22 protein-coding genes are annotated in these 24,058 nt (G+C 67.7%); 12 read left to right on the top strand and 10 right to left on the bottom strand.

The features are described 5' to 3' along the window. Positions 1-69: 69 nt before the first annotated feature. Genes ACFYXK_RS29280 through ACFYXK_RS29270 form a run of 3 tightly spaced genes read left to right on the top strand, consistent with a single transcriptional unit; the run spans position 70 to position 1,951 of the window. Positions 70-1,140, top strand: coding sequence for a DDE-type integrase/transposase/recombinase (locus tag ACFYXK_RS29280; RefSeq protein ID WP_389413840.1), 1,071 nt, complete (start codon positions 70-72; stop codon positions 1,138-1,140). After that, entirely contained in the window at positions 1,137-1,655 is a 519-nt protein-coding gene (locus ACFYXK_RS29275) for an AAA family ATPase (RefSeq protein WP_389413839.1), read from the top strand. Before ACFYXK_RS29280 ends, ACFYXK_RS29275 begins: the two co-directional genes overlap by 4 nt. Next, complete coding sequence (locus ACFYXK_RS29270) at positions 1,652-1,951, top strand: hypothetical protein (RefSeq protein WP_389413838.1); 300 nt, start codon at positions 1,652-1,654, stop codon at positions 1,949-1,951. Before ACFYXK_RS29275 ends, ACFYXK_RS29270 begins: the two co-directional genes overlap by 4 nt. 452 nt (positions 1,952-2,403) lie before the next feature. Here ACFYXK_RS29270 and ACFYXK_RS29265 read toward each other — a convergent pair whose 3' ends face one another. The 6 genes from ACFYXK_RS29265 to ACFYXK_RS29240 all read right to left on the bottom strand — a co-directional run bounded on the left by ACFYXK_RS29265 (position 2,404) and on the right by ACFYXK_RS29240 (position 8,181). Beyond that, complete coding sequence (locus tag ACFYXK_RS29265) at positions 2,404-3,711, bottom strand: sedoheptulose 7-phosphate cyclase (protein ID WP_389413837.1); 1,308 nt, start codon at positions 3,709-3,711, stop codon at positions 2,404-2,406. A gap of 80 nt (positions 3,712-3,791) precedes the next feature. Beyond that, positions 3,792-4,319: a flavoprotein gene (locus tag ACFYXK_RS29260; RefSeq protein ID WP_389413836.1), complete on the bottom strand. Its 528-nt coding sequence runs from the start codon at positions 4,317-4,319 to the stop codon at positions 3,792-3,794. Beyond that, the gene (locus ACFYXK_RS29255; RefSeq protein WP_389413835.1) at positions 4,306-5,556 is read right to left on the bottom strand and encodes an MFS transporter; all 1,251 of its coding nucleotides are present in this window, start codon (positions 5,554-5,556) and stop codon (positions 4,306-4,308) included. Before ACFYXK_RS29255 ends, ACFYXK_RS29260 begins: the two co-directional genes overlap by 14 nt. Then, positions 5,532-6,500 (bottom strand): hypothetical protein, encoded by a 969-nt coding sequence (locus ACFYXK_RS29250; RefSeq protein ID WP_389413834.1) that lies wholly within the window; start codon positions 6,498-6,500, stop codon positions 5,532-5,534. Before ACFYXK_RS29250 ends, ACFYXK_RS29255 begins: the two co-directional genes overlap by 25 nt. 11 nt (positions 6,501-6,511) lie before the next feature. Further along, entirely contained in the window at positions 6,512-7,723 is a 1,212-nt protein-coding gene (locus tag ACFYXK_RS29245; protein ID WP_389413833.1) for a hypothetical protein, read from the bottom strand. Further along, complete coding sequence (locus tag ACFYXK_RS29240) at positions 7,720-8,181, bottom strand: uridine kinase (protein ID WP_389413832.1); 462 nt, start codon at positions 8,179-8,181, stop codon at positions 7,720-7,722. The genes ACFYXK_RS29245 and ACFYXK_RS29240 overlap by 4 nt, the downstream gene beginning before the upstream one ends. A 735-nt stretch (positions 8,182-8,916) precedes the next feature. Here ACFYXK_RS29240 and ACFYXK_RS29235 point away from each other — a divergent pair. The 3 genes from ACFYXK_RS29235 to ACFYXK_RS29225 all read left to right on the top strand — a co-directional run bounded on the left by ACFYXK_RS29235 (position 8,917) and on the right by ACFYXK_RS29225 (position 12,189). Further along, on the top strand, positions 8,917-9,201 hold the full coding sequence (locus tag ACFYXK_RS29235; RefSeq protein WP_389413831.1) for a lactococcin 972 family bacteriocin: 285 nt from the start codon (positions 8,917-8,919) through the stop codon (positions 9,199-9,201). Positions 9,202-9,344: 143 nt separating this feature from the next. After that, on the top strand, positions 9,345-11,456 hold the full coding sequence (locus ACFYXK_RS29230; RefSeq protein ID WP_389413830.1) for a hypothetical protein: 2,112 nt from the start codon (positions 9,345-9,347) through the stop codon (positions 11,454-11,456). Between the two features lie 46 nt (positions 11,457-11,502). Next, positions 11,503-12,189: an ABC transporter ATP-binding protein gene (locus ACFYXK_RS29225; protein WP_389413829.1), complete on the top strand. Its 687-nt coding sequence runs from the start codon at positions 11,503-11,505 to the stop codon at positions 12,187-12,189. Between the two features lie 404 nt (positions 12,190-12,593). Here the strand turns inward: ACFYXK_RS29225 and ACFYXK_RS29220 are convergent, their stop codons facing one another. Together ACFYXK_RS29220 and ACFYXK_RS29215 are read right to left on the bottom strand one after the other, a co-directional pair. After that, positions 12,594-13,391: a leucine-rich repeat domain-containing protein gene (locus ACFYXK_RS29220; protein WP_389413828.1), complete on the bottom strand. Its 798-nt coding sequence runs from the start codon at positions 13,389-13,391 to the stop codon at positions 12,594-12,596. A gap of 503 nt (positions 13,392-13,894) precedes the next feature. Further along, positions 13,895-14,380 carry a hypothetical protein gene (locus ACFYXK_RS29215; protein WP_389413827.1) on the bottom strand — a complete coding sequence of 162 codons (486 nt, stop codon included), beginning with the start codon at positions 14,378-14,380 and terminating at the stop codon, positions 13,895-13,897. Positions 14,381-14,545: 165 nt separating this feature from the next. On the opposite strand from ACFYXK_RS29215, the gene ACFYXK_RS29210 reads away from it, so the two are divergent. From ACFYXK_RS29210 to ACFYXK_RS29190, 5 genes are all read left to right on the top strand, one after another. Next, positions 14,546-14,860, top strand: a complete 315-nt coding sequence (locus ACFYXK_RS29210) for a hypothetical protein (RefSeq protein ID WP_389413826.1) — start codon at positions 14,546-14,548, stop codon at positions 14,858-14,860. A gap of 966 nt (positions 14,861-15,826) precedes the next feature. Continuing rightward, a complete protein-coding gene (locus ACFYXK_RS29205) occupies positions 15,827-17,395 on the top strand; it encodes a hypothetical protein (protein ID WP_389413825.1) in 1,569 nt (522 codons plus the stop codon). A gap of 120 nt (positions 17,396-17,515) precedes the next feature. Next, positions 17,516-18,199, top strand: a complete 684-nt coding sequence (locus ACFYXK_RS29200; RefSeq protein ID WP_389413824.1) for a hypothetical protein — start codon at positions 17,516-17,518, stop codon at positions 18,197-18,199. Positions 18,200-18,278: 79 nt separating this feature from the next. Then, positions 18,279-18,767 carry a hypothetical protein gene (locus ACFYXK_RS29195; RefSeq protein ID WP_389413823.1) on the top strand — a complete coding sequence of 163 codons (489 nt, stop codon included), beginning with the start codon at positions 18,279-18,281 and terminating at the stop codon, positions 18,765-18,767. A gap of 181 nt (positions 18,768-18,948) precedes the next feature. Further along, entirely contained in the window at positions 18,949-20,037 is a 1,089-nt protein-coding gene (locus ACFYXK_RS29190) for a selina-4(15),7(11)-diene synthase (protein ID WP_389413889.1), read from the top strand. Positions 20,038-20,092: 55 nt separating this feature from the next. On the opposite strand, the gene ACFYXK_RS29185 is transcribed toward ACFYXK_RS29190, so the two are convergent. Beyond that, on the bottom strand, positions 20,093-21,394 hold the full coding sequence (locus ACFYXK_RS29185) for a cytochrome P450 (protein ID WP_389413822.1): 1,302 nt from the start codon (positions 21,392-21,394) through the stop codon (positions 20,093-20,095). 339 nt (positions 21,395-21,733) lie between these two features. Between ACFYXK_RS29185 and ACFYXK_RS29180 the strand changes: the two genes are divergently transcribed. Continuing rightward, positions 21,734-23,107 carry a cytochrome P450 gene (locus tag ACFYXK_RS29180; RefSeq protein WP_389413821.1) on the top strand — a complete coding sequence of 458 codons (1,374 nt, stop codon included), beginning with the start codon at positions 21,734-21,736 and terminating at the stop codon, positions 23,105-23,107. Between the two features lie 193 nt (positions 23,108-23,300). Here ACFYXK_RS29180 and ACFYXK_RS29175 read toward each other — a convergent pair whose 3' ends face one another. Next, entirely contained in the window at positions 23,301-23,777 is a 477-nt protein-coding gene (locus ACFYXK_RS29175; RefSeq protein WP_389413820.1) for a hypothetical protein, read from the bottom strand. Positions 23,778-24,058 lie beyond the last annotated feature (281 nt).

Below are 24,058 nucleotides of genomic sequence, written 5' to 3'. Positions count from 1 at the left end.
TACCGAGCCGGCGGTTTCCCCGCGTTGGTGCCGGCCCAGCGGCAGGTCACCCCTCGGACGCCGGTGGAGGTGCTGGATCTGGCGGCCGCGCTGAAGAAGGAGAACCCCGCCCGGACAGCCGCGCAGATCCAGCGGATCCTGCGGACGACACAAGGGTGGTCGCCGACGGACCGGACGTTGCAGCGGCACTTCGCGGACGCCGGCCTGACCGGCGCCAGCGGAGAGAAGAGTGTGTTCGGGCGGTTCGAGGCCACCCGGGGCAACGAGCTGTGGACCGGGGATGCCCTCCACGGGCCGAGGATCGGAGGGCGCAAGACGTACTTGTTCGCGTTCATCGACGATCACACCCGGGCGATCGTGGGCCACCGGTTCGGGTTCGCCGAGGACACCGTCCGCCTGGCCGCGGCCCTGCGGCCGGCGCTGTCTGCCCGTGGAGTCCCGGAGTCGATCTACGTCGACAACGGGTCGGCCTTCGTCGACACGTGGCTCTTGCGAGCATGCGCGTCCCTAGCCGTTCGGCTCACCCATTCCAAGCCGGGACGGCCGCAGGGCAGGGGGAAGATCGAACGGTTCTTCCGCACCGTCCGTGACCAGTTTCTGGTCGAGCTCGATGACGAACGTGTCGGTCAGATTGAGCATCTCGCCGAGCTGAACAGGCTTTTCACCGCGTGGGTGGAGACGGTCTATCACCGCACGGTGCACTCGGAGACGGGGCAGCCTCCGATCGAACGGTGGCTGGGTTCGATTCCCCGGCCGCTTCCGCTGCCCAGCCCCGCTGATCTTCGGGAGGCGTTTTTGTGGTCGGAGTTCCGGACCGTGACGAAGACCGCGACGGTCAGCCTGCACGGCAACAGCTACGAGGTCGACCCGATGCTGGCCGGGATGAAGGTCGAGCTGGTCTTCGACCCGTTCGACCTGACCGAGATCGAGGTGAGGGCCTCGGGGAAGACGGCGGGCAAAGCCCTCCCGCACCGGGTGGGCCGTCATACCCATCCGAAGGCGCGGCCGGAGACACCGTCGGAGCCGGCCCCGCCGACTGGAATCGACTACCTGAAGATCCTCGGCGAGACGCACACGGCGAACACCGCGAAGGGCATCAACTACTCGTCCCTGATGGACGACGGGCGGGCACCGCGATGATCGACCGCGTTCAGGGGTACTTCGGGTTCACCCGCGTCCCCTTCGGCCGCAACCTGGCCCCGTCCATGCTCCACCAGCACCACCCCCACCGGGAAGCCGCCGCCCGCATCGCCTGGTGCATCAACAACCGGGCGATCGGCGTGGTCACCGGCGAAGTCGGATCCGGCAAAACAGTCGCCCTCAAAGGCGCCGTCGCCTCGCTCGACCCAGCCCGGTTCACGGTCATCTACCAGCCCAACCCCGAGGTCGGCATGCGCGGCCTCTACGACCGCATCGTCACCAGCCTGGGCGGGACCCCCAAGTTCCACCTGGCCGCTCTCGCCACCCAGGCGTCCGCCGCGCTGGCCGCGGAGGTCGACGAGCGGGGCAGGACGCCGGCCGTCGTGATCGACGAGTCGCACCTGCTCGACCACCAGGAGCTGGACGCGATCCGCATGCTCACCAACTACGACATGGACTCCACAACGCCGTTCGCGGTGTTGCTGATCGCCAGCCCACCCTGCGCAAGCGGATGAAGCACGGCGTCCTGGCGGCCCTGGACCAGCGGATCTCGATCAGCTACCAGATGCCCACGATGACGAAGGAGGAGACCGCCAGCTACATCAAGCACCACCTCACGATCGCCGGGCGCGAGGACACGCTGTTCTCGGACGACGCCGTCGAGCTCGTCCACCTCACCAGCCGCGGCCTGCCTCGCTCGGTCAACAACATCGCCTGGCAGTCCCTCATCGCCGCCTTCACCGAGGAGAAGGGAATCGTCGACGAGTCCTCCACCCGGACCGCCATCACCGAGACCCACGCGACAGAGTGAGCACGAAGCCGACACCGTGTTCACGAGGACCCCGGCGGCCTGACGGCCGCCGGGGTCGTTTCATCCCACCCCGTCGACAACCAGCACGTCGCCTTCATGCTCATCTTCAGCGTCGCTCAACATGCCGCGCCTGCGCACCGCCGTGGCCTACCTGCGCGGCGACCTCGTGCCCGCCGAGCGGGCGCTGAACACGGCGGAAGAGCGCGAGGCTCTTGCCGCACGGCGCCGGCCGCCGGCTGAGCCGCCCGCGTGGCTGATCGAGCGCGGCATCGGAGCGAGCCGGCTACGGCCGAGCCAAACGCGACCTCCTACGAACCCGCATCCTCAGAACCTGACCACAGCCCGATCACAAGATCAGCGACAGAGTCGGTCAATGAGTACGCCGACACCCGATCCCCGGTCACCCGCTGACAACCAACCGCAGCCACCACACCACCCAGTCACAAGCAGGGTCAGGTGTCAGACGGTTCGTCGGGGAGGCCGACCTGTGTGCCAGCGCCGTTGTCGGGAAGTTGGCGGCAGAACGTGGCGTGTTCGGCGACGGCAGATTTGAGGAGTGAGGCGGGAGCTTCACTGAGGTAGTCACAACTGCCGATGGCCTTGCGCGGGAGCGGGGCCCACAGGGCGCGTCCGCCGCGCTTGGCTCGCATGGACTCCTGGGCTTGGAGGAGCAGATCGATGTCGTGGATGACGGGATGGTTCGCGGCTAGGCCGAGGCTGGTGCAGAGCCGGACGATACGGGCCCGGTCGTCTTTGCTGATCCAGCCAAGTTGGAGGGCGATGGCGGCGCTGAAGCACATTTCGATGGCGACGGCGTGGCCGTGGAGGAGACGGGCGCGGGGCTCGAAGGTCGGGCTCCAGGTGTGTCCGTAGGCGTGCGGGCGGTCCTGGTAGGCCTCAAACATGTTGGTGCCCTCATGCTTCATGTAAGCGTAGAGGGAGCGGTACAGGATCTGGCCGCCGACGTCCGGTTCGGAGTCGGCGGGCGGGGAGAATCCGGTGGAGACCAAGTTGGGGCCGGCGTGTTCGAGGAGGCGGAATAGCTCGGCGTCGTCGACGACGGCCATCTTAACCATCTCGGCAACACCGTGGCGGAGGTAGCGGGCATCGAGGGTGGCCAGCAAGGTGCGGTCAACGACGGTGAGGACCGGCGGGTGGTAGGCGCCGAGGAAATTCTTGAAGCCGTCAGCGTTGACGCAGGTGCGTGGGGAGGGGCCGGCGTCGATCGCGGAGACAATGCTGGTGCCGACCATGACGTACGGGGTGCGGCGGTGCAGGAGCGCGCAAGCCAGGCCGGCAGTGTCGCTAAGGACTCCGCCGCCGATCACCAGGACCGGCTCTCGGCGGGAGACGTCGCAGCCGTTGGTACCCAGGAAGTCGACGATGCGTGAGACAGTGCCCAGGTTCTTGTCCCGCTCGCGGGCCCGGCACACCAGCAGGTTCAGGTCGATGCCGTGGGCAGCGAAGTAGCCGCGGATGTGGGGGCCGTGAACGCGGTCGACGTCCTCGTCGACGACGGCGATGCACCGCCCGAGCGGCTTGTACAGCTCGGACAACAACTCGTGGCCTGGGTCGAAGACGCCATCGGCCATCTGCACAGCGGACTGCACAGTGAGCGTTGCGGTGACGGAGAACGCCCGGTCGGTGATGTTTGTCTCGATAACGCCGTGGTTGTCAAAGTAGGGGCTTGTGGCAGACGCGGGGTCGCGGGTAGTCGTGACCATGTGCGGCAGGTCGGCCAGGGAGTCCTCGAAGGCCATGGTGTGCTTTCTCCGTATGCTCGTTTGTTCTGTTCCCCGCCCCGGCAGCCGGAACTGGCCCGCCCCGAGCGGGTCGGCGGTCAGTGCAGCGCATAGCGCTCGACGATCTCGGCGACGGCGGACCGCCAGGTGCGGCTGCGGCCGTCGCCGAGGACGCCGGTGCTGATGGCAATCTCGGGCCCGGGTTCCAACACGTGGTGCCCGCGGGCGCGCAGGTCCGCGACATGCCGCCTGGTGGTGGGCGCCTCCCACATGACGCGGTTGGTGGCCGGGACCACGACAGCCGGTCGGGGGGAGGCAAGGAAGGTCGCAGTGACGAGGTTGTCGGCGAGGCCCAGCGCGCACTTGGCCACCGTGTTGGCAGTGGCGGGCGCGATGACCAGCAAGTCAGCCTGCGCGGCGAGGTAGGTGTGGATCGGCTGGTCCTGCCAGTCGGCGTTGGTGAGGAACGGCACGGCGGTGTCGTGGACGAACTTCACGGCGTCCGGCGTGCACAGCACAGTCGCGCGATGGGCGACGTGGCGTTCTAGCAGGTCAACCAGCTCTTCCAGGCCCGCAGCCGAGGAGGAACCCGTGACGCCGAGCACGGCGTGGTCAAGACGCTTCAACAGGCTCCCCCTCAGGAACGCGGTCGCGGCCCGGCCTGGCGACGGCCGCAGCGGTCAACACGAGGACAGGGACCGCAGCCGCAAGCCACAACAGCCGCCCGACACCGAGTGCGGTCGCGGCGGCGATCAGCCCCAGGACGCCTGCCCGGACAACCGACTCAGTGCCGTGCAGGGCGGCGAACACTCGTCCCTGCACGGCTTCGTCAGCGTGCTGGTGGATACGGGCCATCGCCACCGACTCAAGCATCGCGCAGCAGGCGCCGATTATGAGCCCGAGGGCGAGCAGCACTGCGATCCCGGCGGACAGGCCCAGACCCGCGACTGCCAGGACGAGTACCGTAGCGGCCGCCGGCACCAGCCGGCGGAAGTGGCGGGGGTCGTCGAGCCGGCCGATCAGCACGCCACCGGCCAGCACCCCGAGGCTGTATGCCAGGAGGAAGTGGGTAAACCCGCTGGCGCCGTGTCCCTGGTCCTGCATCTGGCCGGGGAGCACTGCCTCGGTGGGGGTGAACGCGATGACGGTGGCCAGTGTCATCGCGGTGCTCGCCAGCAGCACCGGTGATGTCTTCAGCGCCACGAACCCGGCGGTATCGACGGCCAGCCGCCGCGTGGTCGCTGCGGAGTTCGGGCTGCGGGTGGCGTGTGCAAGCGGCCAGGTCAGCACGCCGACCAGGGCGAACACCCCTGCTGCCGTAGCGAGAACCATCGGAGCGTCGAACCGGTCGATGGCTGCGCCCACTAGCAGGAAACTGAGGGCGGCCCCTGACTGACCGGCAATGCTCAGGTGGGCGTTGCCTTTCACATAGCGGTCTGCGGGCAGCGTACGGGTGAACACCTTGCGCATGGCGGGGCTGGTGGGCAGTTTCAAGATCCCGACCAGCAGGGTGATGGTCATGAGTACGGCGACGCTGGCCGGTGCCGTCCACCAGGCCACGGTCGCAGCGAACGCGGCCAGCAGCACCACGCGCGCGGCAATCGATGCCGCCAAGACGGGCCGGGTACCGTATCGGTCCACCGCGGCGCCGCTGACTGGGGACAGCAGCGCGGGCAGGAAGTACAGGGCCAGGTTGATGGCCAGCAGCGCCGTCGACCCGGTCTTGGCCAACACTCCAAAGCTCATCGCGACGCCGGCCATGCTCGCGGCGATCGCCATGAGGAAGTACGAGACCAGGTAGAGCGGATACCGGGATGCGGTCCCAGCCGCAGGCGCGGTCACTGTGCCGCCGTTCCGGCCCATTCGGCTCCAGGTGTCCCCGCCGTGTCCTGTGGGGTCCCGGCCGGCCACGCAGCCAGCCGGAGCGGTCGCGGCGCGCTGGCTGCGAGTGCGCGCAGCGGTGCGGGTACGGCTGGCAGGTTGCTGATGCGCTCGAAGAACACCGACCGCCACCAAAATTCGCGGTGGAGGTATTCCTCGGACAGCAGTGCCCCCTCAATGTCAGCCAGCAGCCGGTACACCTCCAGCACCGCGGCCTTGTCGGTTTCAGGGTCGCCTGCGGCGTTGGTCTGGGCGAGCGCCGCGGTCAGCTGGGCACCGATCGGCAGGGCGCCTAGTACGGGACGGGAGAATGCCCACTTGCGCGGCGCGGGCAGCCGCCCGGACTGCAGGTGTGCGATGTCGCACAGATCCTTGATCATCTCGGCGACCAGGAACCGCCAGGCGTGTACCTCGTCTCGCAGGAATCCTTGGAAGACGGAGCGCCAGTACGTCGACGCGTAGCGGCTGACGATCTGGTGGACCAGGTCGTCGCCGACCAGTCGGACCGCGTAGTCGCCGAGGAATCGCTGGTGGCGCGTCAGGGCGTGGTCCTTCTCCCACGCCACGTCCATAGTCCAGTAGTTCTCCAGGTCCTCCATGTAGCCGGTGTCCAGTGACGGCGGCCGGGCACAGAAGTCCGACAGGACGGACAGTGTCAGGAACTTCAGGTTCAAGATCCCGTCTTCGGTCAGGACGTTGAACACCACCCATTCGACGTCGGAGTGGTCGCGGCCCTCGGACAGGATCTCGTGGGTCATGCCTTCGGCCAGGTACGTGTCGGTGCAGTACGCCTCGGACAGAGCCACGGCATTGTCAACGAACACCCATGCGTCGGTGTCCGACAGTGCATCGGCGGTGTGCAACCGGTGTGATCCGCAAATCGCGATCCCCAGAACCTCGTCCAACGCGCGCAGCCGGTCGAACAACTCGTGATTCTTCATCGTGCTCCTGTCCCCCAGCGGGTGTCTGTATCGGCGTGGTCGAGGCTGGACGGCGTGCAGAGCGGCAGCCATACCGCCGCGTCACAGCTCCCGTCACCTGCCTTCGGCTCGCCGGAAAGTTCCTGTGCCAGCAACCGTGCATCCGGGCTGAGGCAGCGTGTCGTGTCCTCCAACAGCAGAGTTCGCGGGCACGACTCCCCGAAGCAGCGTGGCAGCACCCCGCACGAGACGCACTCCGTGCGGCGGTTCCGGTAGCCGTTGGCCGCGGCCCACCTGGCGACGACCGCAGCGTCCACGCGAAGTGACCCGCCGTCGGTCCGCCCCAGGCTTCCTTCGGGTCCGGCCGCCGGGCACTTGCGCACCGCGCCGCTTGCATCGATGTAGACAACATCCGGAGCCGCGGCCGGACAGCCGAGCGGCCTAGGGCCGGTGCCGATCACCGCGTTGCGGACCTGTACCCCGGTCGCGGCTGCGAGCGCATGGACCGCGTCGGCACCGCCTGCCGCCCGCGGCACGGCGCCGACCCTCCGGTCTTCCTGAACCCCGACATCGGCCAAGGGCAGCAGGTCCGCCAGCTTCGCGAGAAACTGCGCGAGGCTGCCCCGAGAGCCTCCGAGTGGGGCAGCTGGGACTGTCACCGTCACACTGCGCGCCTGCGCCAGGACCACGGCCAACTGCTCAGCCTGGCGGAGATCTGGGTCGAGGTCCGCGCCGACGGCCAAGTTCACATCCAGCGGCGGTAGCGGCTCCGGGGCCGCAGTGAGGAGCGCTGCCACATCGGCGGCGAGACGCTGGACCCGCAGCGAGGCAAGGCGGTCATGCATGACCTGCAGGAACACCGGGTCTACCCGACCGCCCGCAGCCTGGAGCCAGGTGAGGGAGCGCACGGGCGTGGCGTCCAACGTCGCGGCGACCGCATCGCTGACCCGGCCCTCCACAGTGAGCTCCACATACGGATGGAGTCCCTCGCACAGGAACTTCTCCAGGTAGGCGTCCTCCACCAGCTGGGCGGCATCCGGCGCGTCTGTTGCCGACGCCTCCTCCAGGAAGGCGAGTTCGTCACTGGTGAAGCCGCTCGAGGCCAACAGGTCCTGGGGGCTCTGCTCGGTGGCGATGAGGCTGTCGCTGAGCGAGGCGTACAGGTAGAACCGGCCGTCTTGCTTCTGAACGACCGTGTGCCGGCCCAAGCGCGGCACCGGCCTGTTCATCGGCCCTCCTGCGCGGCGAGCTGGCGGTGAATCGCCAGCGCGGACGCCCGGGCGGGCAGTATGCCGTCCAAAACGAGGTCCGCGCGCCGCATCGTGGGCAGGATGTGCCGCAGGTAGGTGTCCCGCCCGTGCTCAAGGTAGTTAAGCACCACCTCGTCGGCGGGCTCGTTCTCGTCGCGGACTTTCCGCAGGAGCTTCCGCGCCAGGCACAGGTCTGCGGGGGTGTCGAGGAAAACCCGGGTCTGCGCCAATTCCGGCATCGCCTCCGCCAGCGCGAAGATCCCCTCCACTACGACCAAACCCGCTCGCCGCCGCGCTTCCTCGACTGCGGCCGCCACGTCGTCCCAGCGCACAGACAGGGGGTCGCCCTTGTCGACGATCGCGGCACCGCTCCTGCGGTGAGCCACCGACGGGGCCTGCACGGGGTCGCTGCTGTAGAAGTCGTCCAGCGCGACCACCTCTGTATCCGCGACCGCGTCACGCAGGCAGTGAGCCAGCTCCGTCTTCCCAGCCCCGGCGCCTCCGCCGATACACACGACCACTGCCACCCTGGACACTCCGCGTTCCTCAATCCGATGCAGCCCGAGCCAACAGGGGCCGTGGCTGCGAGGCCCCCAAAAAAAAGGGGGGCGGGGACCGGCTCGCCTGGTCGGCAAGCCAAGCCCCGCCCCCACGTGCTGCGTCAGCAGACCCGCCGTTCGCGCTCGGTCTTCTTCGGAGCCGGCGCCTTGATGATCACCATCGCGATATTCCCTTCGCAGTCAACTTCAGCTTCGCCGCCGAACCAGGCGACCCCGCGACGCTACCGCCGGGTAATCAGTGCATGCCATGATCTTTTTGGTCACGCCGTCTGGCTTGATAAAGGTGCAAGGCGCAGGCAGCTGGGCTGGTCAGCGCGGTGCACCGGGCCTCGTGCACAGCCGGTCACTGACCAGCCGGGGCGTCACCCCAGGAACCGATGACGACATCGGATCATCAGGAGTAGGCCCTTCCGCGCCGAGCCGCCGTAGGGCCTTCTCGGACTCAGATCCCGATTTCCCTTGTGCCGCCCTGTCGACCGATGTGCTTGACCGGCGGTTACCAGACTCACGCGCCCAAATCCAGCCAAACATTTCTAGCAATGTTGATCATTACCGCGTCTTGCTGTCACTCTCCCTTCTGGTCAAGATCGTTTTAATGAAGGAGAGTTAATCGTGCAGATCAAGCGTGCGTTCAGAATTGCCCTGACCACTGGCACCCTTGTTGCGGCGGCTGCCACTCCGGCACTGGCTGCCAACGTCAGTGGCGGACTGTGGGACTACGGCGTTACCGACTCGGTGGTGTACTCGAACTACCTCCACAAGGACAAGTGCCACGGCTCGTCTGTCCAGGGCTCGTTCTTCTCCTCGAGCGGCGATGTCGACGCCGGCGACTGGTCCTACGCGTCGGCAGGCAAGGCGTGGTCGGGCAATAAGTCGTACTACCGTTCAACCTGCTGATCGGGCACCCGTCGCGGCTCCAGTTTATTTCCTGGTAGCCGTCCCGAGCTGTGGGGGGGGAGCAAAGGCCCCCCCAGCTCGGCCTGGAGAGGTCGCCCACCTCGCCGAGCTGCGCTCCCCGAGCGCCCTGACCTAGGTAATCAATGCTGCACCGAGGTATCAAGTTCGTCCACGCCGCCGTGCTGGCCTTCTCCGCGGTCGTGGCGTTTCTGTTTGTGCGGGGGCTGGATGAGGACTTGGTGCTGGGCCACTCCGCCCTGGTCTGGGTTTCAGAATCCGACGGCTCGGCGAGCGGCTCCCAGACCGCTCAGGCCGTCGCCTCGTTCGCGGCCGACCACGGGGTCACTGTGGCCCGTGAAGTGCCGGATCTGCAGGATCCCGACAAGCGTCGGCATCTCTATCTCGCCCCGGGACACTCGGACTCTGACGCTGCGTCATGGCTGGACGAGGGCTATCCGGCGTTCGGACGGGACTACCGTACGGCTGTCCATCCAATCGCCGAGATCGGACAACGAGACCCGCGGGGCATTTACTACATATTCGGCTCCGTCCAGGATGCCGACGCGCTGGTAGCCGAGTTCGCCCGTCACGGCCTGACTGCAAGCGTGAACCATCCGCTCTCATTCAGCGAACTGGCCCCCTTGTACTCAGGCACTCCTCTGTGCTGGTCCGTGCTGGTGGTCGCACTCGCCGCTGTGACAATGACGGGCGCAAGCCTGCTGCTCAACGCTAAGGCGTACGGGGTCCAGCGGCTACAAGGGAAGTCCTTCGCCAACGTTCTTGCTCGTGATCTGCGGCAATTGGCAGTGTTCTGGGCGGTCGCGGCCTGTGCGGTGGCCGGAGTGGTGCTGGGCTTCCTCGGCCTGTACAACGGCCTGGCATGGCTGAGCCTGTTTGCTTCGGTCGCCGCAGGTCTCGCCGGCATGCTCATCCTGCTGATGCTGGCCGCCCATGCGGGCGCGCTTGCCTTGACCTTCAGGATTGAAGTACTACGTGCCCTCAAGGGCGAACTCCCTGCCCGGGTGGCGTCCCTCTGTGCCTACCTCGTACGAATCCCCGCCCTGCTCCTCGCTCTGAGTATCGCCACCTCCGTCGTCTTGGCAGGTCAGGACGTGGCGGCGCGCCAGGGCAGCCGCGAAGCTTACGCCTCGGTGGGCAACGCCACTGCCATCCGCCTGAACGGCAGCCTGGGCAGTGAATCATCGAAAATGGAAGGACCGGTGGGTCAGTGGCTCCGCCGGTCCGACGCCGAGGGGCAAGTCATCATTGCCGGGCGCCGCGAACTTCAGAGTATCTCCCCCAGCCAGCACCTGCCCCAAGGCGAGATGCTCATCGTCAATGAAACCTTCCTCGCTAAGCAGCCATTCCTTGACCCCGATGGACGGCGCTACCCCCCAGGAGTACAGAGCGAGAAGACACCGGACACACGCAAGGTGCGGCTCATCGTCCCCGAGCCCCTCGCCGCGCACGCGTCGACGATCGCCGCCAAGGTCCCCGCGATACTGAGCCCTGGCAATCCGAAGCGCATCCGCCCGGATCAGGTAGAGACGCTCCGGGCGAAGAGCGGACAGCGCGTCTTCGGCTATAACCCCGGTGACCAGACTTTCACTGCCCTCCGCAACACGAAACAGGACCGGTCCCTCGTTCGCGATCCAGTCCTCCTCGTGGTGCCCAACGGCTCGACTTTCCTCACTGACAACGCCTATACCGCGTTCGCGACCCAGGGAGGCGTGGTCTTCTCAGACCCCGACGACGTCCTGGCTGGGATCACGGCGAACAAGCTGCAGACCTACGTGACCGCGGTGCGCCCCGTCGGGCAGAACGCCGCCCTGCAGCAGCGCGAGGCTGTCAACGACTTCCGGCTGCAGCTGTTCAACCTCATCGTGGCCATGACCGTGCTCCTCATCACCGGTGTTGGCGTCTGCATCGTCTACTCACGCAAGAACGCCCAGGCCATCTTCGTCAAACACATCAGCGGCTGGAAGTTCACCGCCATCCACCGCTCGGTCCTCGCAATTGAAGGCCTGCTCGCTGTCCTCCTCGCCGCCTGGGTGCCATTCCACGCGTGGCATCAGAACCAGGAATTGAAGAGGTACGCGGCTCTGGGTGTCCCGGCGCCCCGGCCGCCTGTCCAGGTCACGGGGCTGGACCTGGGCCTCACCGCCGGGCTGGTCGTCCTCGAGGTCGCGGCCGTTGTCATCGCCCTGGCTATCTTCCACGGCCGCATCGTCAAGGAAGGGGCAACCGAAGCGTGAGCCCCGCCCACGCCCGTACCCCCTCAGCTTGAGCAGGAGCACCGCAGTGATCGAAATAGAAAACCTGTCGAAGTCTTTTGGCCCTCGAACGCTATGGTCCGACATCAATCTCACCATCAGCAAGGGCGAGTTGCTCGCCCTTGTCGGACCCAGCGGATCGGGCAAGTCCACCCTTCTCAACTGCCTCGGCCTTCTGGACTCACCCACTGCCGGGGCGATCCGACATGGGGGGAAGGACATCACCAAACTCAACATGCGCGGAACCCGACGGTTCCGCCGCGACATCCTCGGCTACCTCTTCCAGAACTACGCCCTGATCGAGAACGCCACGGTCACCGCCAATCTGGAGATCGTCAAGCCCCGCCGATCGACCCAGCGCGGCGGGCTCGGGCACGTCACCATCACCGAAGCCCTCGAGCGTGTCGGCCTCGCCGGGCGGGCGAAGGAGAAGATTCACCACCTCAGCGGTGGCGAGCAGCAGCGCGTGGCCCTGGCCCGGCTCATGGTCAAGCAACCTGCCCTCGTGCTCGCCGACGAACCGACTGGCGCCCTCGACCAGGGCAACACCACGATGGTCGTCGATATCCTCCGCGAGATGAGTGACGCTGGATGTGCCGTCGTCATCGCCACCCACAACGACTACGTCCGCGACCGGTGCGACACGGTCTTCGCAGTCGACACGCCTTCCCATGCCGAGGGATCCCCCACAAAGTCGGCTAGTACTCCAGTGTGACTTCGCGATCACGTCGGGCCCGCGGTCTCGCCATGGCTTCGCTGGTCAACCGCCACCCGGTGCTTGGACCCGAGAACAGCTACCGCACCTGCATCCTGCACCCCTACATTGCCGGCTACGAACCTCGCCGCAGCGGTAGAGCGGGCGGCCCGCCGAATTCAGGACGCTGGCCGGCGGGTGCTTCTGCCCTCACTACTGGCCCTCGCGCTCGTGCCCAGGCTCGTGCGGTGCGGACCGCAATCGAGGCATCGGCGAAGCCGCGGGTGCGGTCGAAGGCGCGATGGCTATGTCCTCCTTTTCGGGAGGCGTTTGCCGATTGCGTCGGATGGCTCAGCGGCGGCAGATCGAAGATCCAAGTCAATGAGATTTGATGTCGCCTGCGTGTGCGATTAGGTGCTTGTTGTTCAGTCCCAGTCAGCTGCGGGTTGGCTGACCCGGCCGCCCGTATGCGCGGATTGGATGTAGTCCTCAGGCGCCTGGGGAAGAGAGGCCACGCATTGCGGAGAGCATGCGTTGACCAGGAGGGGCAGGACGTCCGTGGCCACGCGCAAGGAGATCCAGGCCGGGTGGAGCCCGCCTTGCTCTATTGGTTGGTCGCAGACGCTGCATGATGAGACGGCTGTAATGCCCCAGCGGCGTGCGTCCAAGTCTGTTGTGTCGAGATCTGCGACCGAGCTGCGGGCGGGCGCAAGCCGGGGGAACGGTGCCCGCAGCTTGTAATTTCCGAACAGAGAACGCGTGCTGACCGTGCTCCTCATGAGCCGGGGGCATCTGGTGATTTCATAGGGAAACCAGTGCAGCCTGTAGGAGGTGTAAGGGGTGAACTCCTCCAGGCTGCTCATCGCCCCGATTGCGGATGGGAGTCGGACGAGGTTGCTGCCGTAGAGCACGAGGTGCTTGACCGCCGTCAGCTTGCCGATGGCCGGCGGCAGAGTGATGACCTGCCGCCGTTCCTCGGGGCTGAGCTCAACAAGGGGACGGAACTCTTCCCGGCCGTCGGCGGCCGCCTCGTCGATGAGCTCAAGTAGGTGCTGCCAGCCCGGAGCCGAGGTGTCCTGAAGCTCGGTGTGGAACCCGACGCGAGCGCGCGGGTGCGGCTTGCGCTGGTCGAAGCAGCGGCAGGACTCGCGTCCAGCCGACTCTGCGCCGGACGATTCGCCCCACCGGTTCACGAAAAGCTGCTGCTCTCCCTCATCCACCATGACGCCAACATACGGTCGCTCTCCTCGAATGGCGCGAGCGGCTGAGCGAAACGGCCCCCAAACCCGCAGCTCCCGCTGACCGGCGGATCGCCGCCCTGCGGCAGGCCGCCCAGGACAAGCACCAGCAGGCCGTCCAACGGGCGGAGACGGGCATCTGAAGGCTGATCAAGGAGGGCGAGGAGATCAACTTCCGGGCCGTCGCCCGCGCGGCCGGCGTCAGGCTGGACTTCCTCTATGCCCACGCCGACCTGCGGAAACGCATCGAGACCCTGCGCGGCCAGCAACGGGCCGCAGACCGGCCTGCCCCTCAGGCGCTCTCAGTCGACGACGGCACGGTTGTCCATACCCTTACCGAAGCTCTTCGTCGTGAGCGCACTACTCACCGCGAGCGCGTCCAAGAACTCGAACAGCGACTGGCCGCCGCACACGGCGAGATCCTGCGCTTGCAACGCGTGATCCAGTCGAACGGCCCGGGGCTGTGAACACTCGCCGGGCTGCGGAGCCTACGATCCCGAGCGCAATCCCAGAACACTGTGCTCCACCACGCCCGCGGGAAGATCACTTTTCCCCGAAGCCCGGGCAGTCAACTCCACGAGACCGGCCCGGAGGTCGGCGGCGGGCTCACCGAGGATGATCGAACTGACGATCAGTTCCATCATCAGACTGTCGTATTCGTCGCCCGTTCTCCGATAGCGCTCCACATCAGTCTCCACGACAGCAGAGGCGATCCTCCTCCCACCACCAATCACGGGGGCAAAGGACGCCTCATAGACGCCATAACCGGTCCAACTCCGGTGCATGAAAAGGACATCGCCTTCGACGAAGACGTTCCACTTCTCATCCATGTCCCGGGCTCGATATCCGCGCTGGATCCGGTCCCAGTCCTCGTCAGTCCAGACACGATCCGGCAGCAGAGACACCGGACAGGGCGTGCTGATCGGATGGAGGCGCCGGAACGACTCTCGGGTGAGCGGGGCATCGGCAGTCATGGCGTGATCCTACGGCTGCACTACTCGAACACGACATCGACTTAGCGCCAAGAACCAGTGCCCTGGGCAGAGAGTGAACCTCTGCCACCTTTCGGACGCCTCTGCAGCGTCCTGATCAGTGATTTCGCACGACTCCGTCGCCGCTACCCCAGATAGCGGAGGGACTTGTCGCGGGGGAAGGCGGCGGACCAAGCGCTGGACGAGCACCCGATCATCTTCCTCGGCTCAGAAGGGGAGACTGGCGTTGCCGCCCGGGGCCTAGGCGCCTTCCTGTGGCTGCTGGCCGAAGGGTTCGGCCCATGGGAAGCAGCCACGTCGTACGAGCGCGAGCCCGGCTGGGGCCCGCACCCCAATCGTGCGCTGGCGGCCATCGCCGAACAATTCGCACCAGACCGCAATGCGCCGGCAGCTGCCATTGTCGAGCAGGCCATACGGGAGTTCCCCGGCTTCGACGAGTCCATCATGGAACTCTGCCGCTGAACCAAGGTACCCGGCGACCTTTCGGACAACGTCCTGTCGCAGTGAAGGTAGCCCGTAGGAACGCAGTTGCCAGTACTGGTTCAGGTCGGCTGAGACATCGGCACTGTCCTCGTCTCAGTCAGCATGAGCCCGGCCGAAGAGGCGGCTGGTGCGGCTGCGCGGACGCGCGGGCGGCCAACCTGCGGCCTTTGCAGCAGCCCCAGTGGTGACTTCCTGGGCGCGCATCATCGTCACGGGTCGACTCCCACGCAATGAAGTGATCCGGCCGATTCACCGAGTCCACTTGATCCACCCTCCTTCGGCCGCGACTGACGCACCCTCACCAACCCCTGAGATGAAGCAGGATGGGTTGGTCGACCCTGCGCAGCGGTCGATACGGTGCCTGTGATCGGATAGAGCGAGGGGGACACCCTTCCCCCGAAAACCAAACAGGCCCAAAACGGGCCTGTCGGTCCGTCTTCCGGGTGGCCGCCCGGGCCGACGGACGCACACCTGGACCAACGACGGAGAGGTGCGCTCATGGCCAGCGTACGGGGTGTGGCACTGCTGCCGCACCGTCCAAGGCCCCCTGACCGGGGCGGCGGTCTCCACACCGCCCGAGAGGCCGGCCCGCAACACCAGCCTCTCCTCTGACATATCTGCGGCCGCTCTCCTTTTGCAGAAGGAACGGCCGCCGACTCTCGCCCGAGTCATTGCTCCACCAGCGATGAACCCAAACCCACTCGCTGTGGATGCTCCAGCCGGCGTGCGCAACCGCGTCGGCTCTGCCCCGGGTACGACGCGAGGCCGACATCCGCAATTCCGGAGCGGCCGCGCTGCGCCGTGCCCGCGCTTGGTGCATCCCCACGCGTTCGCCCTAAGGGGGAATGCCCTCGTGCAGCGCACGGACTTCAGCACATCCATCCACTTCGCCTTGCCCGCTCTCCCAGGCCACACCAGCGCGGCCACCCGAGCCGGGGTGAGCCAGTGAAGAAGCGCAGCGGACGGCCGGCACGGTTTGCGGCAGTCCCCAACGACACCATCGACGACGCGGTGGCCATGGACCTCGAGGCCCTGGGACTGCTGGCGGTTCTGATCCGGCACCAGGACGGGTGGGACATCCAGCTGGCGACGATCGCCCGGAAGTACGGCTACGGCCGTGACGGGCTCGCGGGCGCCATGGGACAGCTCCAGGTGTCCCGGTACGTCGTCAAGATCCGCATCATGGCCTGGAAAGGCAACGCATGGTCCACCGAGGTGGTGGTGTACGACACCCCGGCCACGGACGCGGAGGTGGCGGCGCTGCTGGAGTCGGTCGAGCGTGAGCCCGATGTCCGGCAGGTGCAGCTGATCGAGCCGACGCCCAAGGCCGTGGCCGCGGCCGCCAAGCGCCGGGCGAAGCTGGCGGCGGGGAAGCCTGCGGGCAAACTCAACATCACCGTTCCCCGACTCCCGGATTCCCGGGAGTCGGGGCTGACCTGCGAGAACGATTCAATTGACCAGGTCGCTCCCGACTCCCGTGATTCCCGGGTGTCGGGGAACGCAGGAGTCATTAAGAAGACTGTCAGCCAGAAGACAACAGAAGACGATCAAGCGCCTGCGGCGCGAGCCGCTGGTGACGCCCGTAGGGCTGGTGCGGGTAGTAGCGCGCGGGCGAGCGCGGGCGGCTCAGCCGCGTCCTGCGGCGCTGGCGCGCCGACCCCGGGGGCTCGGTCGGCGAAGGGCACGAGGACCGGCCGCACCCGTATGTCGGCCGAGCAGGCCGCCTCGGTGGCCGAGGTGGAGTCTGCCTGGCCCGAGGCCCTGGCCCTGCTGCTGCCGAAGCACCGCCCGGCCGTGCTCCGGGACACCATCCTCGCCGCCTTGGACGGCGGCCGGACCGCCGAGCAGCTGGCAGACCGGGTGCGGCGCCGGTGGTGGAACCACGGCTACGCCATGGACGCGGCCCGCGGAGGCAAGGGGATCTGCTCCGCGGTCGGCGTGGCGGTCGGCCTGGTCCGGCCGTCCACGGACTGCCCGGACCCTATGTGCGAGGACGGCGCCCGGATCCACCTGGGCCCACAGGACGTCTGCCCCAAGTGCGAGGAACGCCGGGCTGGGCGCCGGGCCTCCCGACGGCAGGGGGGCGTTCCCGGCCCCCGGGCGGCTGCGCCCGCCGCGGTGTGGTGGGAGTGCGAGGGCACGGACGACAGGGGCCGGCCGTGTGAGGCGACCGGGAAGGGCACCCGGCCCGAGGACGGCCTGTGCTGGAAGTGCCATGCCCAGGCCGAGGCCGAGGTGATCGAACGGGCCGTGGCCGGCCTGCGGGCCGAGATGGCGGCGGAGTACGCCGCTCAGGCCGATCGGCTCAGGGCGGCATCCCGTTGGGACACGATGCTGGCCGACGCGTACGCCGAGCACGCCGGGCGGGAAACGGCCCGTGCCGCGCAGCGGCAGGCCTGGCGGGCGGCTGCGGTGGAGAGCACGCGGCGCATGCATGAACAGCAGGCCGTGAACCACCCCGCGCCGACAGGCCCACAGCAGTCCGACCCGCCGACCGCAGCAGACCCTGTCTAGCGCCTGCTTTCCCCGATGCGTTCTTCGCATCCCACCCCCGGGAGCCATGGAAGGCGCCACCCGGCTCCTCGGCAACCCTGCATGGAAGACTGGACCTTGTGTAGCGACGAAGGGCAAGAAATGGATGACGACTTCTGCGTGCGAGAGAACATAGGCAGCACGCCGCTCGCGGCAGACCACAGGGTCGCCTCGGACCCCGTCCAAGAGCACCAGGACGCAACCACGGCCCTGGAAAACGCCATTTGCCAGGAGTTGAACCACCCCCCGCTCGGAGCCTTCACGGAGGTGCCTGATCGCCGTGGCACCGTGATCGAGAAGTGGACCCGTCGCCTCGCGAAAGCCGAGCCGACGCCGCTTCACGCCCTTCTTGTGATGGACGGCTCACCGGTCGACGCCCGTTTCACCGACCCGCTGACCGGCATGCCCGTCCTGCGCAGCCCGGACGGCGCAGACGGCAATCCCACTTGGCGGTTCTACGCCCCTTTGTCTCTCCCTGCCGACGGGGAAGCGCTCGCCTCCGTGACCCTGTACCACACCGCCTGGATCACGACCACCCGCGGCCGTGTCTATCCCGCCCCCTGTAGCTCTTCCGAACAGCTGGCCTGGCACCGCTGGGGCGGAACACCAGTTCAGACCGCGGCTGTCATCGACGCGCTGCTTGACGATCTCGGGGCCACGGTTGACTCCGTCAAGCATCACGCTGTCCCCAAGGGCCTGTCCGAGCTGCTCGGCAGAGATCACATGTACCGCGTGGAGCTCGGTCGTGACGTGCTGCTGGAGGCACGCCGGTCTCCGACGGCCTAGCGCAGCTTGAACGTCAGGCCCTGATGCAGCCGCAGGCCGACCGGCCTGCACTGCGTACACAGAGAGGTTTACTCGCCCCGTGACGCTGAGCTCCGCGGACCGCCTGAGACTACGCTCGATCGCTGACGACATCATCGGCTGTGCCGCTCTGCGGGAGCACCGCATGGTGGACATGCTGATGGGCGAGGTTGCCCGCAATTGGGGTGAGGACGGCGAAGAGCACGTGACGTTCCTGATGGCACAGGACATCGTCGAGAACGCGGCTCCATCCGCCCGCAACGCGTACGCGAAGGTGACCGCGGGCACCGCCCTGACACCCGAGGACCGGAAGGAGCTTGAGAAGCGCATCCATCGGCAACTCGCGGGCTGTGAGGACATGGAGATGCTCTACGCCCTCACTGAGGATTTCCTGAATGCCGTCTGGCGGGACGAGCCGTCGGACCGCAAACGCGCCGTGTCCGCGGCGCGGGCGTACGGCGGTGCCGGTGCGCTGCGAACGATCCTGCTGGCGATTGCGGTCAATCATGCGCCAGAGGGGCAAAGCGGCCCCACTCCCCCGTCGGCCTGACCCGGGGGTCGCGCATTCAAGCGGAAGCATGAGCCTGCTTGGTGCATTTGCTCGGATCGCCCCACTGGATCGAGCCATGCTCATGCCGCATGATCGCGAGTCGAGGTGCAGAAACGGGTGTGAAGCCTGTGCCACGCGGCGCAAGCCTTCGTCGCCCGCGACAGAGGAGCCCCCACTCGTGATTGCCGTCCCGCCCTTGTTCTCCCCCATACCGCCTGCCATCCACCCCTGTCACGCAGAAATCAACGCACAGACCGCCGACTGGGCGGAGACGTTCGAGATAGGGTCCGTCGACCTGCGCCGCAGGCTGGTGCGGCACGAGATCGGCGTTTTCGCGGCCCGGATACTGCCGCATGGGCGCGAGGAAGTGGTCAGGGTCGTCGCGGATTTCGTGATGTGGCTGTTCGGCGTCGACGACGGCTACTGTGAGGAAGGCCTTCTCGGCCAGCGTCCAGGAGACCTTGCAGGAACGATGCATCGGCTGCTGCGGGTGGCACAGAATCCCGAGGCTCCTCTGCTACTCGACGATCCGCTGGCAAGCGGGCTGCGGGACCTGCGGGCCCGGGTGGACAAGTACGGGACGGATAGTCAGGCCGCCCGCTGGGTGGCCAACTTGCGCGAGTACGCCCTGTCCGTCGTATGGGAGGCGTCCCATCGCCGTGCGAACACGGTCCCGGCCCTGTCGGACTACACCCTGATGCGGCTTTACGACGGTGCGACGACGGTCATCTTCCCGCTGCTGGAGATGGGGCACGGATATGAGCTGCCGTTCAGCGAGCGCGACGACAAGTCCGTCCGGGCCGCCGAGGAGATGGCGTCGTTCGTGATCACGTGGGACAACGACATTCTCTCCGACCACAAGGAGCGATCAGGGGACGGCTACTACCTGAACGTTCTGCGGGTCCTGGAGGAGGATGGGCTCGGCCCGCAGGAGGCGATGGCCCGGGCCATCGCCCAGCGTGACCGTGTACTGGGCGCCTTCATGCGCCTCACCGACCACCTTTCCGCGGTGGGCAGTCCGCAGATGCGGCAGTACACGGCCGGCCTGCGGAGCTTCGTCCGCGGGTCTCTGGACTGGGGCGTCACATCGGTCCGGTACACCACCCCGGACGACCCCGCCGATCTCCCCACGGCTTTCGCCAGGAGACCGACGGACGACAGCCCTGAGCCCTTGGGGATTGACGCGGTGTCGTGGTGGTGGGACGTGGTGCCGGCCGGCCGGCCCCTGCGAGCGGGTCAGCCGCTCGGCCTCTCCGGTATGCGGGGCTGACCGGACAGCAGGGTCCCGCCGGCCGCAAGCTCGATGGGAGACGGTTGTCGGCACGTCACTCGCGGGTTACCACAGTCATGGGAATGGAGTCGGCGTGTGCCACGGCTGAGGCGACCTCCCGCGGCGTGTGCCCGGCGGCCGGGACCAGCTTCCAGCGGTCCAGGATCGTCGCGATGGCGATCGTCGCCTCTGTCCATACGAACAGGTCGCCGATGCACTTGCGGTTGCCCGCCCCGAACGGGATGTAGGCGCGGCGGCCCGGTCCGGCGGCCTGCCGTTCGGGAAGCCAGCGGTCTGGGTCGAACCGGTCGGGGTTCTCGTAAAGGCCGGGATCGCGGTGCAGCGCGTACAGGCTGAAGGCCACCTCGGTACCGCGCGGCAGGGCGACTCCCGCCAGGGTCACCGGCTCGGTCGTCCGCCTCATCAAAAGCGTGACGCCGTGCAGCCGGATCACCTCGTCGATGACGCGGCGCAGGGCCTCCAGCCGGGGCACGTGCAATGCGGTGACGGGGCCGCCGCGGACGACCTCGCGGATCTCGGCAATGACCTCCTCTTCGACGTCGGGTCGGGAGGCGAGTTCGTGGAAGGTCCAGGCGAGGGTGGCGGCGGTGGTCTCCGCCCCCGCGAAGAGAATCGTGGCCAGCTCGTCCCGCGCCTCCTGGTCCGACAGCCGCGTACCGCTGTCGGGGTCCTGGGCCGTCAGCAGCAGCGACAGCAGGTCGTCGCGGCCCGTTGGATCTGCCGCACGTGCGCGGGTCACCACCTCGTCGATGACCGCGCGGAGTTCGGCGGCCGCACGGTCGAATTCCCTGTTGGCACGTATGGGGAGCCGGTCGAGGATCTTCGGGGAGGCCGCGCGGACCAGGAGGTTCGTGAGCAGCACGGGCAGGTGCTCCCGGACCGCGTTGACGGCCGGAAGGCCGATCTCGGAGGAGAACAGCGTCCGGGACAGGGTCTCCACGGCGTAGCCCGCCATGGCCGGCTCCAGGTCGATGACATCGCCGGGCTTCCAGGACTCGGCGAGTGCCATGGCACTGCTGCTCATGATCTCGGAGTAGCCGGCGATGCGGTCACGGGTGAACATCGGCTGGATCATGCGGCGGTGTGTGCGGTGGAACTCGCCGTCGGAGTTGGCGAGGCCGTTGCCGGCCAGCGGCCTCAGCCTGTCGAAGAAGCGGCCCTTCTCAAAGCTGTTCACCTGCCGGACAGTGACCTCGTGCACCAGCTCGGGTGTGGTCACCACGTACATCGGCATGGTTCCCAGGTTGACCCGCACGAGCTCCCCGTGGCCTCGCAGTGAGGAGAGGAAGCCGAGCGGGTCTCTCCACAAGGCCAGAGCGTGACCGAGGAGGGGCATGGCTCCTGGTGCACACGGAACGGACGTGAGGGATGTGACGGACTGCTCTTCGGATACTGACGACATGCCAAGTGGTCCTTCCTGCCGGGGCTACGCGGACCAGGATCCCCCTGCCGTACGCCCGAGAGCCCAGCGGCTCCGCGAATCAGCACCAAGGCCTTCTACGCAAGATCATTGTCGGCCAAGTGCGCAACCGCTTGTCCTGGTTGAGGCGGAGACCTGCGCTCCGGTGGGACGCCACTCGACGGTATGCTGCACGTCGCTGACTCCTCGTCACTCTCAGTGGGGGCTCACCCCAAGCCTTCCAGAGCCCCGCCCCTGCCCGGAGGCAACGCGACCATGCAATCCCCCGATACGACCACCGCCTCGGCCGCTGCCGCTCGTGGCTGCCCCATGCACGCCGCGGCCCCTGACGGCGTGCGCCGGCTCTACGGCGCCGAGGCGGAAGCACAGCCGTACGCACTGTACGAACAGCTCCGAGCCGAGCACGGCGAGGTGGCTCCCGTACGCCTGTACGGAGACGTGCCCGCCTGGCTGGTACTGGGGCACCGGGAGAACCTCGAGGTGATGCGCTCCAGGAACTTCTCCTCCGACTCCCGCAACTGGCACGCGATCCGGAACGGAACTCTCGCCCCTGACTCGCCCCTGCAGCCCATCACGGCGTGGCAGCCGCTGGTGGCGCTCACCGACGGGACCGAGCACTCCCGTCTGCGGGAAGCGGTGACGGAGAGCCTGGCCGGGGTGAACCGGCATCGCCTGCGCCGCTACATCACCCGGTACGCGGTACGCCTCATCGACGGTTTCGCCGGGGAAGGCAAGGCCGACCTCGTCGCCGACTTCGCGCGGAAACTGCCCGCGTTCGTGGTCGCCCACCAGCTGGGCATACCCGAGTCCGCCGCCCTGTCGGTGGGAGCGGCCGTTTCCGACATGATCAGTGGTGGCGAGGCCGCTCTGGCCGGCAACCAGCTGGTGGTCGAGACCGTGCACGACCTGGTGGAGAGCCGGAAACTGCAACCCGGCGACGACCTGGCCAGCCGGCTGCTGGCCCATCCGCAGGGCCTGACCGATGAGGAGGTCCGCCAGCACCTGCGGCTCATCCTGGTCGGTGCGCTGGAGCCCACGGCCAACCTGATCGCGAACACACTGCGGATGGTCCTGACCGACTCCCGTTTCCGCGGCAACCTCTCCGGCGGCCAGATGACGCTGCCGGACGCGCTGGAGCAGGTCCTGTGGGACCACCCCCCGCTCGCCGTCGTCCCGACCCGCTGGGCGACATGCGACGTCGAGGTCGGCGGCACCCAGATCGCCGCGGGTGACATGGTGATGCTCGGCTTGGCCGCCGGGAACGTCGATCCGGTGATCCGCAGCGACCCCGACAAGCCCGTTCACGGCAACCGCTCACACCTGTCCTTCGGCGCCGGCGCCCACGAGTGCCCGGGCCAGGACCTGGGCCGGGCCATCGCCGAGACCGGCATCGACATGCTGCTGGAGCGCGTCCCGGATGCGACCCTGTCCATCCCCGATGACCAGCTGCAGGTGGTGGGCACGTGGATGTCCCGCCGGCTGACCAGCCTGCCCGTCGCATTCAAGCCCCGCCGGCAGGCGGCTCCTCCGGCGGCCGCTTCGCAGGCCCCCAGGGAGCCGGTTCAGCCCGAGGCCGCTCCTGCGCCCGCGCCGGCACAGCGCCGGTCCTGGCGGTTCTGGCGCCGCTAGCCGGCCGGGTCCGGCGCGCCCGGTCACCTCACCGGCGCGCGGACGGGGGCACGGACAGGTGCAGGGGCCCGGTCGTTGCCGGGATCGACACCGGTCTCGGACATCGGCCGGGCGGGCGGCCCCGTCGGCGCGGAGCACGACTGCTCCGGCGGCGTCCGGTCCAGAAGCCCACCCAGGGCGAAGTCGTTCCGGCTCACGCGCTGTCTCTCTCCAGATGACGGTGGGACAGCTGCTGGTGGTACCAACGCTCATGCTCGGCGTCGCGGAACTCGAGCTTGCACCAGCGGGCGTCCTGATAGCCAGGTGCAGAGCGCCAGTAGCCGGCGAGGACACACAGGTGGTTCCAATCGTCCCGGAGGCGATCCAGCCGCATCTCCGCTCGCACCTGGCGCTCCACCTCAGTGGACATCGGGGGCATCCGAACCCCGATCGGTATACGGATACGGCCGGGTGCTTCGCCGGTGATGGACCACTCCAAGGTGAGAACCAACGTGGCTACCGCCTCTGCGAGCGCCGAGGCTGTGATGCCCTCCTCGCTGTATGACGGGTGAGCACGTGCCGCTCGCTCCAGTCGGGGAAGCAGGAAGTCGCCGATTTCCCACACGACGTCGGCCGTCAGCTCATCGGCGTACCTCGGTCCATCCCCCACCCGATCGACGTCGCTCGTCAAATCGCCCCCTCTGGTTCGGCCGGCCATTGCCGCGACTGCCGCGCCGAACCGGGACCCCGCTGGTCGAGCGGCGCGGCGTTGAGTGCCGCTCTGCGTCCGGATCGTTCTGCGGCGAAGCGTTCCTCTCGACAGACTGCGGTTCGTTCTTGTCGAAGTTCAGCAGCGCCGCTGCGGAGCAGCAGCCGCATGTCAAGGCGCCAACGGGGCCACACGCCGGCTGCGCGATGCCCTAACTCGCCTGCGGGGGCGGGTTTTGGCGCCGGTGATCGTCTCCGGACCCA

It is taken from the genome of Streptomyces sp. NPDC002209 (assembly GCF_042890265.1).
Taxonomy (GTDB): domain Bacteria; phylum Actinomycetota; class Actinomycetes; order Streptomycetales; family Streptomycetaceae; genus Streptomyces.
This window is presented reverse-complemented; position numbering and strand designations above follow the sequence as displayed.